The sequence below is a fragment of the Bacillus sp. AFS001701 genome (assembly GCF_002559405.1).
In the GTDB taxonomy this organism is placed as follows: Bacteria; Bacillota; Bacilli; order Bacillales; family Bacillaceae_G; genus Gottfriedia.
The window spans coordinates 1-9,908 of the sequence record NZ_NTZO01000151.1 but is presented as its reverse complement, the minus strand read 5'-3'; the positions used below and the strand labels follow the sequence as shown (position 1 = coordinate 9,908).

7 protein-coding genes and 1 pseudogene are annotated in these 9,908 nt (G+C 30.8%); 6 read left to right on the top strand and 2 right to left on the bottom strand.

Going from position 1 to position 9,908, the window contains the following annotated elements; genetic code table 11:
- Window positions 1–553 precede the first annotated feature (553 nt).
- On the top strand, window positions 554–1,078 hold the full coding sequence (locus CN514_RS11980) for a DUF4238 domain-containing protein (RefSeq protein WP_286141651.1): 525 nt from the start codon (window positions 554–556) through the stop codon (window positions 1,076–1,078).
- Window positions 1,039–1,455: pseudogene (locus CN514_RS11975) on the top strand (FGGY-family carbohydrate kinase); the annotation flags it as partial. The gene CN514_RS11980 and the pseudogene CN514_RS11975, both read left to right, overlap by 40 nt.
- Before the next feature lie 427 nt (window positions 1,456–1,882).
- On the opposite strand, the gene CN514_RS11970 reads toward CN514_RS11975, so the two are convergent.
- Entirely contained in the window at window positions 1,883–2,731 is an 849-nt protein-coding gene (locus tag CN514_RS11970; protein WP_286141650.1) for an N-acetylmuramoyl-L-alanine amidase, read from the bottom strand.
- A complete protein-coding gene (locus CN514_RS26175) occupies window positions 2,728–3,771 on the bottom strand; it encodes a YARHG domain-containing protein (protein WP_217993923.1) in 1,044 nt (347 codons plus the stop codon). Before CN514_RS26175 ends, CN514_RS11970 begins: the two co-directional genes overlap by 4 nt.
- Window positions 3,772–4,185: 414 nt before the next feature.
- Between CN514_RS26175 and CN514_RS11960 the strand changes: the two genes are divergently transcribed.
- The 4 genes from CN514_RS11960 (at window position 4,186) to CN514_RS11935 (ending at window position 9,819) form a co-directional block, all read left to right on the top strand.
- Window positions 4,186–5,442: an alkaline phosphatase gene (locus CN514_RS11960; protein WP_098232776.1), complete on the top strand. Its 1,257-nt coding sequence runs from the start codon at window positions 4,186–4,188 to the stop codon at window positions 5,440–5,442.
- 211 nt (window positions 5,443–5,653) lie between these two features.
- Window positions 5,654–6,529 carry an alkaline phosphatase family protein gene (locus tag CN514_RS11955; RefSeq protein ID WP_286141649.1) on the top strand — a complete coding sequence of 292 codons (876 nt, stop codon included), beginning with the start codon at window positions 5,654–5,656 and terminating at the stop codon, window positions 6,527–6,529.
- A 283-nt stretch (window positions 6,530–6,812) separates the two neighbouring features.
- Complete coding sequence (locus CN514_RS11945) at window positions 6,813–7,490, top strand: DUF975 family protein (protein WP_098232774.1); 678 nt, start codon at window positions 6,813–6,815, stop codon at window positions 7,488–7,490.
- A 1,153-nt stretch (window positions 7,491–8,643) separates the two neighbouring features.
- The gene (locus tag CN514_RS11935; protein ID WP_098232772.1) at window positions 8,644–9,819 is read left to right on the top strand and encodes a M48 family metallopeptidase; all 1,176 of its coding nucleotides are present in this window, start codon (window positions 8,644–8,646) and stop codon (window positions 9,817–9,819) included.
- Window positions 9,820–9,908: the final 89 nt, after the last annotated feature.

Genomic DNA, 9,908 nt, shown 5'->3' with positions numbered 1-9,908 from the left:
AAATGAAATTAATGAAAATAACCGTTGGCAATTAGAAGTCTAAGTTTTCAAGGAAAGCATATATAAAAGATTCTATTGAATTATTAAATGCCAATAAAAATCAACAAAAACCTTTTATTATAAAAGAAAAATCGCATTTTGGTGAACAGAAACAGTCATTTGATTTTAGCTATGAAATGAAAAGCAATCAAAAAGATGTTGGATCTTATGAGTTAATTCTTCTTCAAAAAGATGCTACTAAGCAATATGTATTAAACTCTATTGTTGTTCCAATAGGACCATAACAAAAAATGAGAAGGCCTTTAAAGCTTAAGTATGAATATTATATACAAAGCTAGTTTACATAAACATTTTTAACGGAAGTAACAAAAAAGCCAATCCCTTCTACGGTAAGGTGTGGCTTTTTCTTTTTTTCTCACGTTATGCATGTTTTTATACATTGTTGATCTAACAGGGTTTGTAGGGGAATCTACCTTAATCGTATTCTCTTGTTTTTGTATAAAATCCTGTATAATTTAATTAATAAAATTGCTAAACTGGAGGGCTATGGAGAGTGAAACAACCGCGAAAACATCACTATGTTCCTAGGTGCTATCTAAAATATTTTGCAACTAATCATAAAAATGAATATAGAGTTAAGGTAATTGATAAAGATAAAAATAAACTTTACATTGCAAATATCAAGGATATTGCTGCAGAAAAAGATTTTAATAGAATATGGGACTCAGAAAAGGAATTTTACTGGGAACATTTTTTTTCGAGTAAAGTTGAACCGATGATCCCTAAAGTGTTAGATAATCTTATTGCTGTTTCAAATATAATAAATAATAGATCCGTTATTTTGGATAAAAGTTTTAAAAGAGAACTAGCTAAAATTATATGTTTTCAACAACTAAGAACAAAAAAAGCAAGAAAAATGCAGTTTCGATTAGGAGAAAAAGTTGCTACTGAGGTTTTAACTTCTGTAGAAAACGAACTTGATAAGTACTTATCGATGGAACAACGTAAATACTTAAATGATTTTAAATACAATGAGAATTGGCTAATTTCATTCGCGTTCATTTATATACTGCTTTAGGAGCATTGAAAATTGGGATGGATATACTTCTCAAACAGGAAGAAGTGAAATTGGATAATATTCTAGGTCATGGTGGCTTGTTTAAAACAGAAGTTGTTGGACAAAGAATTATGGCCGCTGCTCTCAATGTTCCAGTATCGGTTATGGAAACAGCTAGAGAGGGAGGGGCATGGGGGATTGCATTACTTGCATCTTATATGCTAAACAAAGCGGACAATGAACTGCTAGAAGATTATTTAAACGAGAAAGTATTTTTAGAAAAAACAGGTATAGCAATATCTCCAGATTTAAAGGATGTAGAGGGGTTTGAGCTATTCATGAAACGTTATGTCAATGGTTTGGCAATAGAAAGAGCGGCAATAGATTATTTTAAATAAATAATAAGAAATATTTATTACGACAGAGTGTTAATCCTCTGTCTTATTTTTTTATAAATTTTTGTTTTTTTTTGAAGAAAGTACAAGAGAGAAACAAACATCCGCTTAGTTATTAGCAAATAAGAATAATTCATGAACTAAAATTGAAAATATGTATAAAGTTATTTTTAATGGTAAAACTGATATAGAGATATTGTTTACACAACAATATCTTCTAGTTAAGATTGGCTCTTAACGAACCAATTCTTAACGATAATATGAACTTCTTAAAAGATTGTTCTTTTAAGGAGACCTCATATAATAAGGGTTAAATCCCGAAACAGATGGCGTCCATCGTACTGACCTCCTGGTTGGTACTTTGGGCGTCATCTTTTTTTATTGGAATTGTTAGTGGAACAGCACATTTTTCACGAATTCTTTTCTACATCTACTTTGAACCATCGTCAATAATTTCTGAACTATATCGATCGATTCCATCTGCTATCTTCATCAACAAATTTGTTAAATATTGTGGATCCGATAGTTTTTGATCTTCTTCGGGATTTGTCATAAATCCTAGCTCTATTAAAGTAACAGGAACCTTTGACCAATTAAATCCAGTGAGATCGTCACGATAAGAAATCCCTTTTACATTTGTAGATTGCTCTTTTTTTAACTCCTCAACAATTTTCTGTGAAATTAGTAAACTATCCTTATAAAGTGAAGGAATATATGGATTTTCTTTAGACGGAGTTAAGACAGAAAATCCTTTTGTAGAATGATCATTCGACCCGTCGGCATGGATTCTTATAAATAAATCAGCATTGTTTTTGTTCGCTATTTCTGCTCTTTCTTTATTGCTTAAATTTACATTATTTGTTGTACGAGTGAATATGACTTTGTAGCCCCTCTTTTTAAGGATTTCACCTAATTTAAGTGATGCCTCTAAGCTTAAAACATACTCGGGCTTCTTTGTCACTACTCCTGTTGTACCACCAGCCACTTTAATCTTCATTTCATTAGAGCCCGGACCTAATGGTTCAAGCGCTGTATTTGCTTTACTTTGGTGACCTGGATCAATACAGATTACAAGTGGTTTTGTGGATTTCTTCTTTTCATATGTTTGAATGACTTTATTAGGTTTTTCTTTAACGGTTTCTATTTTAGGCTGCTGACTTAGTGATGTTTTGTTCGTTTTAATATCAGAATGATCTTTTGGATAAAATAAATAACTTAAAATACAGATTGTAAAAATAATGAAAAAAATAAGGCCCTTTTTATTAACTACCAACTTCAATGAATGGATTCCTCCCTAGCTTTGATTAGGTTTACATTATAAGTTTCAATCTCACTTAAAGTGCCATCATAATTCACATTTGGACTATACCAAGATTTAGCTAAAAAATAGTTACGAAGATAATCCTTTTTAAAAATGTATCCATGACGTGCATAAATTTCGTTTCTAGCTATACCCAACTCATATTTCGTCAAATAATCTATTTCACCTTGAGTAAGTTTACTTATATTACTCATTGGCAATAAAAAATCATTTGCAGTAGACACTTCACCATATACCATTGTATGGATTACGATGGCTAAATCATCTTTCGAATTTCCTTCCAATACAGGTATTGAAACACCGCAAGAGCCTGAATAATACATTAAATCATCGTTAGATAATGAATGTGGATACTGTGCAACACATTGATCACCTACATAAATATACCATGATGTATTTTTAGACATTGCAACTTCATCTGCAATGTTTGCTACTTTAATAGCCCAGTCCCTTATTGGAGAAATATCTCCACGATCATATAAATTAAAGATTAATTGAAGATTTTGAGGAGAAATATTATTAGCTGTTAAATTAATTACACCATCACTTTGTGTTATGTCCCAACTACCAACAGATAGCCTTCTACTCCCATCGTGAATTTTTAATTGTTCTAATCGATTTATATAAGAAGGAATCGTTTGGGTATTAGTTGGATTTTTTTCAGAAACTTTATCTTTCTCTTCCACTTTATCCTTCTCTTTCACATTATCTTTTTTTTCGACCTGATTCGATACATGTTGTGAGTGGTGATTTTTCTTTGTAAGTTTTGGATAAATTAAATAAATTGCGACAGCCAATATAATTAATACGGCAATTAAAATCAATATACCTTTCATTCTATTATATTTATTTTTATAATTACTTTCCTGTAAATTCCGATTTTCCGAACGAGTTTCGAACTGATTAGTCACTTCTGGATTACTAGTTTTTTCTCCGCAATTTGTACAAAATATTGCCCCTTGCTCTAAGGTTCCACCACATTTAGTACAGTAAACCAAATTTTATCACTCCCTTTTTAAGATTTAAAATTATTCTAATGTTGACTTTAAGAAAAAATGCATTTTTTTTTAAAAGGAAAGAATGTGATAAAGTGACTGCAATGTAGGAAAGTCTGTTGGAAAGAAGTGTCATCTAGAATTGATAAAATATAAAAAAAGGCGATTAATCCACAAGAAGCAAAGGATTAAAAAAACGACTAAGAGGATTCTCTTTAGTCGCTTTGTACAATTTGATTCTTTTTTTATTTGGCTCTATTCTATTAAATGGCAAAATTAAAAATCGAAAGGCCCACTTTAACAAAGATTACAAAATGTTCATACAAATTTATACCGAATTTACAGTATCTATACAGTTCCTAAATACTCCTCCTTTATATTGAAAGTAAGAAAATATTCAGGTAGGGAGTGTTATTCATGGGGAACAAGAAAACGATTATTAGTGCTGCTTTAACAATTGCAACTGCAACAACTTTGGGATTTAATCATTTCGTAGATGCAAAAGAATCCGATAATAGTCACAAACAAGGAAAGGCAAAAAATGTGATTGTTTTTGTTGGTGACGGAATGGGGGCTGCACACCGAGAGGCGATCCGTCTGGCTACTGTTGGACAAACTGGTAAACTAGCAATGGATGATATGCCTTATGCTGGATTGGTACATACTAGCTCAACTACTGCTATAACAGATTCGGCTGCTGCGGCTACTGCTATGGCGTCAGGGGTAAAAACGTATAATGGGGCAATTGGTGTTGATGCAAACAAGAAGTCAGTAAAAACAGTCTTGGAAATGGCAAAAGAAGCAGGGAAATCAACTGGTTTAGTCACAACTAGCCAGATTACGGATGCAACTCCAGCAGCATTCGGTGCCCATGTGACAGATCGTTCAAAGCAAAGTGACATTGCTAAGCAGTATCTTGAAAACAGCAAAGTCGATGTTCTATTAGGTGGAGGAGAGGACTTTTGGTATCCTGCTGGAAATGCTGGAAGCTTTGAAGACCACCCAGCAAAGGATCCTTCTGAACAAAGTAAAGGAACACAAGGAAATCTTGTAGATGTAGCGAAAAAGCTTGGCTACAATTACGTAACGAATGCTAATGAGCTACAAAAAGCGAAAAATGGTAAGTTGTTAGGTCTTTTTGCAAATGAAGAAATGTTCGAACAAAGAGAAGAGGGAAAAGGTGATCTTTATGATCCAGTAGTATCTCTTCCTGACATGACAAAAAAAGCGATCGATACTTTATCGGATAATAAAAAAGGTTTCTTCTTAATGGTGGAAGAAGAAGGCACAGACGAAATGTCTCATGAGAACAATGCTGAAAAAATGATCAAAGCTGGTCAAGAACTAGATAAATCAGTATCAATAGCTAAGGAATACGCAAAGAACCACCCTGACACTCTTGTTCTAGTAGTAGCAGACCATGAATGTGGCGGCTTATCAATTGAAGATGTGGACAGTAAAGATGAGTCAGGCGATGGAATTTCAAAAGAAGACGGACCATTTAATGTGGCAAACAGTAGCAATCAATTCATGATTGACTGGACAACAAGTGGTCACGGTGGCGTATCTGTTCCTTTAACGGCAATTGGTGCTGGAGCAGAGCTATTATCAGGAACATATGAAAACACTTATATCTATGAGGCTATTAAACAAGCAATGGGCTTGAAAAAATAATTTTTGCAAAAAAAACATTCCATTTTTCTAATGGGATGTTTTTTATTGAGCGCGTGGCAAGTTTAATAACAAAAAGAAGACATCATTATTTACTAAATGAAAGAGATAAATCCAAGAAGGGTAATTACATATACAAAGAGAATTAATGTTTAAAGAGAAATTATAGATTACTTTGAAACAATAAAATAATTAAGAAAAAGGTAGTGTTGTGTTGAGAAAATGGGTTATTGTATTTTTTGTAATATGTTTTGTCTTAATTGCTTGTATACAATTTAATACTAAAAAACAGAATACGTTGAAATTATTTAATTTCAATTCGCTAACAGAATCGGAAATTCCAAAAATCGATCACATTGTAATAGTAATTGAGGAAAATCATGCGAAACAGCAAATTATGAGAAATCATACTGCACCTTATATTAATTCACTAATGACCCAAGGTGCCAACTTAATTAACTATCATGCAATAGAGCATCCTAGCCAGCCGAATTATTTGGACTTGATCTCTGGATCAAATCAAGGTGTCACTGACGATGCTTTACCAAAATCAAAATTCTCAACAGATAATTTAGCAAGTGAGCTTAATGAAAAAAAACTAACATTTGCCGGTTATTCTGAAGACTTGCCTTCAATTGGTTATAATGGAGAATACAATAAAGATTATGCACGCAAACACAATCCCTGGGCTAATTTTACAAATGTCTCAAAAAAAGCAAATCAACCATTAGAAAAATTCCCAACAAATTTTAGTAAACTGCCAACTGTTTCGTTTATAATCCCTAATCTCCAAAATGACATGCACGATGGAACAATTAAACAAGGAGATCAGTGGTTAAAAAAACAAATTGATGCTTATGTCAAATGGGCTAAAAAGAATAATAGTTTGTTAATTGTAACATGGGATGAAGATGACTTTTCACATAATAACAAAATTCCTACCGTTTTTGTCGGACCCATGGTGAAAAAAGGACAATATAACAAAAATTTTAATCATTTTAATCTTTTACATACAATAGAGGATATTTACGGATTAAAACATGCAGGGACAAATAAATCTGTTAAAACTATTAAAAATATATGGAAATAATTGATGGAGTATTAATCTTTGAAGTAGACAACAAAGATGAGTCTAGTGATGTGATTTCAAAGAAGACGGTCTATTTAATATGTAAAACAGTAGCAATCAATTCAGGATTGACTGGACAACAAGTGGTGATTTTAAGAAACATTCCATTTTTAATTATGGAATGTTTTTTTGTATCAAAAATTTAGTGGATAAATTATTTGTAAAAAAGTTGACAAAAATTTTATAAAGGGATTTGTAGAAATATGTAGAATTTTATATTCATAATCAGAGAGGAGGTGTTTTCATGTATTTAGAAGAAATACGCTCAAGAGCAAGGGATACCTTGAGAGGGAATTGGAAAAAATTTATTGGATATACGATCATAGTACATCTATTAACTACATTAGTTGAAAATAGACTTTCTGTATATTTCCCAAATCCCATTCAAAATGAATTGACAAAATACATATCTTATGTAATTAGTTGGGATGACTACCTATCGTTTATTTATAGTTTATTTATTTCAGCAATAATTACGATTGGGAGTACACGGTTATTTACATTTGCGACAAAGGAAGATGGGCAACCATATTCCTTACAAACAATATTTTATTATTTTACAAACTTGAACCGATATTTAAATGCATTTTTACTAAATTTCTTAACTTATTTATATACTACACTTTGGACATTGCTTTTGATTGTTCCTGGCATTATCAAATCATATTCATATAGAATGGCACCATACATATTGATTGAAGAACCACATTTAACTCCTAATGATGCGATAACCAAAAGTAGAAAAATGATGGATGGATATAAGTGGAAATTGTTTTGTTTAGACTTTTCTTTTATTGGTTGGATTATTTTATGTGGTTTAACGCTTGGGATTGGGTTTTTATGGTTGTTACCATATATGAATGCAAGTGAGGCACATTTTTACCATGAATTAAAAAATAAAGAAAATGATTCTTATATTTGAGTATATGGTTAATAGATTTAAACTTAAAAACGGCTGCTCTAATCAAAACGATAAAAGTCAGCCGTTTTTTTACTTATTAACAATCTAATTAGAAGTACGAACCGTTAAAACAATATAACCGAGATAAATAACAACAAAGGCAATAATCGAATAGAAAAACGGAATAATGATCTTGTTGTTTTCATATACCACAGCCTGGCAGTAAAGTTCAATAATGACATTTAAAGTTCAATGAAACAGGGAAATTCCCCAAAATTACAAAGTGTTATTGTTAATGTATTTTTGCAGGATCTTGGTTACTATTTACCACATTCAATGTGTTTGTGCTTAATAGAATAATCCTAACCTATATACCATATGTTATTACAGCATATTTAATAGCTATAATATTTTCCAGTTTAATTGGTTTATTGATTGGTAATAAAACTTGGGACGTAAATGAGAAAAAATATAATAGTAGGCACTTCTAAAAAATGTAGCTTAAAAGGAAAGTGTAAATTTAATAGCGAATATTTATCATAAGAGGTGTTCGGACAATGTCGTTATTAAAGAGATATGGGAAATGGCTTTTCAAATTTGAGAATAGAAGGAATGATCTAGCTGAATTCATCTTGGAGATAATTTTTTTACCTTTTCTTTTTATTGGAACAAAATTTCTTCTTAAGAATTATTCTATTATAATTGCTTTATTAGTTGTGTTTTTAGCGATAAATCTTTATTCTTTCTCGGATGGCTTATTAAGAAAAATTTTAAATGAATTTAATGTCAACATACCAAAATGGATTAGTATTATTCCGACTACTTTGATCATTGCTTATATAATTTTTATTGATAAATAGAAATGATCCCTAATAGTTATATTGAGTGGAACCTAATAACTAAGTAGGAGGAATAATCATTAAAAAAAGCGCTGAAATATACCCTAGAAAAATTAGTATCAAATACATATTCATAACCGCAATAGTACTTCATCTTGTAATTTTTTTTGTTTCATTTTTCCAACTTGAAGATATTATTATTTCCATAGTATTATTTTGGGCAATCATTCAGCATAACAGAGAAGTAGGTAAACTAAATAAATCTAGTATTTAAAAGTTATGAATTTTAAAGGTAGATAGTATGTATGAACTTTTCATAAAAAGGAAGTGATCTGTTGTCAGAAAATAGTATTAAATGTGAACCAAATGTATCAAAAAAGAAAATCTTTGCATCTCTTTTATTTGTTCCAGGTTTTTATCTTATGGTTTTATTTACAACTGGATTAATCGTATTTGTTGGAAGTGCGTTAATTTTTATCATTCATTATTTTGTAGGTAAATTTTTAGGTGAATTAGGATTTGCATATTTTGGATTAATTTTACTCGATGCTTTACCTTTTTTTGGAATGATATTTGGAGTAGTGAGTTGTTTTATTGCAATCATTTCTATGTTTTTTAAAAATAAACAATTTGAGCCGGCTATTTTAATTAATCCCCATGATCATCCAAAACTTCGTGATTTAATTTCTGAACTTTCTGGAAAAATGGATTCACAAATGCCAGACGCAATCATTTTGCATGTGAAATCAAAATTTTTTGTGTCTGAAGGCAAAATTAATGTCTTTAATGGAATTGCAAAAGGAAGAATATTAGCAATTAGTTATCCTTTACTTCATGTATTAACAGTAAATGAACTACGTGCGATTATTACCCATGAACTTTCTCATTTTACGGGTAGAGATTTAGTTTTCAATCGATTCGTTTCGCCAGTCTATAAAGGTGCAAATAAGTATTTAGACTATATTACATCCTTATTTAATCACAATGGTCGTCGTCGTCCAATATTTATATCGATTCCAATGATATTACCAAAAGTACTTATGGTGTATTATCTTAGAATTTTTCACAAATATAATATGAAAATTTCTAGAGAAATAGAGTACAGAGCCGAGTATATTGCATCAAAAATGTGTGGAAATGAAATTTTTAAAGAGGCATTATCCAAGTTAATAAGTCATGGTAATGTTTTTAATCGATTAATTGATGAACAAATGACAGAGAAAATTGTTCATGGTTTTCAATTTGAAAATTACTTTAGCTATTACCGTGAGTATATTGAAACTTACAATAAGCAAATAGAAGAGTCATTAGGTAAAGCTTTAAGTGATCGTGAAGCAGAATACGCTTCACATCCTACATTGAACAATAGGATAGTAAATTTACCGAGTGTTGATGCAATATATGATAATAATGAAAAAGCATTAGAGTTAATAAATTCGTTTGATTATTTAGAAGTAAGTATGACAAAGCACTATAATTATTACTTAAATAACAATGCAATTCATTTCTGATGATTCATAGCTCTACTAAAATTAGATTTTAAAAATTTAATTTAAAAACTCGTAAAAACTAGGAGCTAAATGGTCAAGACCCCAAAAAG

Bases quoted from the DNA above. Each gene is read 5' to 3' on its own strand.
- CN514_RS11960 (WP_098232776.1), top strand. From the start codon at position 4,186: ATGGGGAACAAGAAAACGATTATTAGTGCTGCTTTAACAATTGCAACT.
- CN514_RS11945 (WP_098232774.1), top strand. From the start codon at position 6,813: ATGTATTTAGAAGAAATACGCTCAAGAGCAAGGGATACCTTGAGAGGG.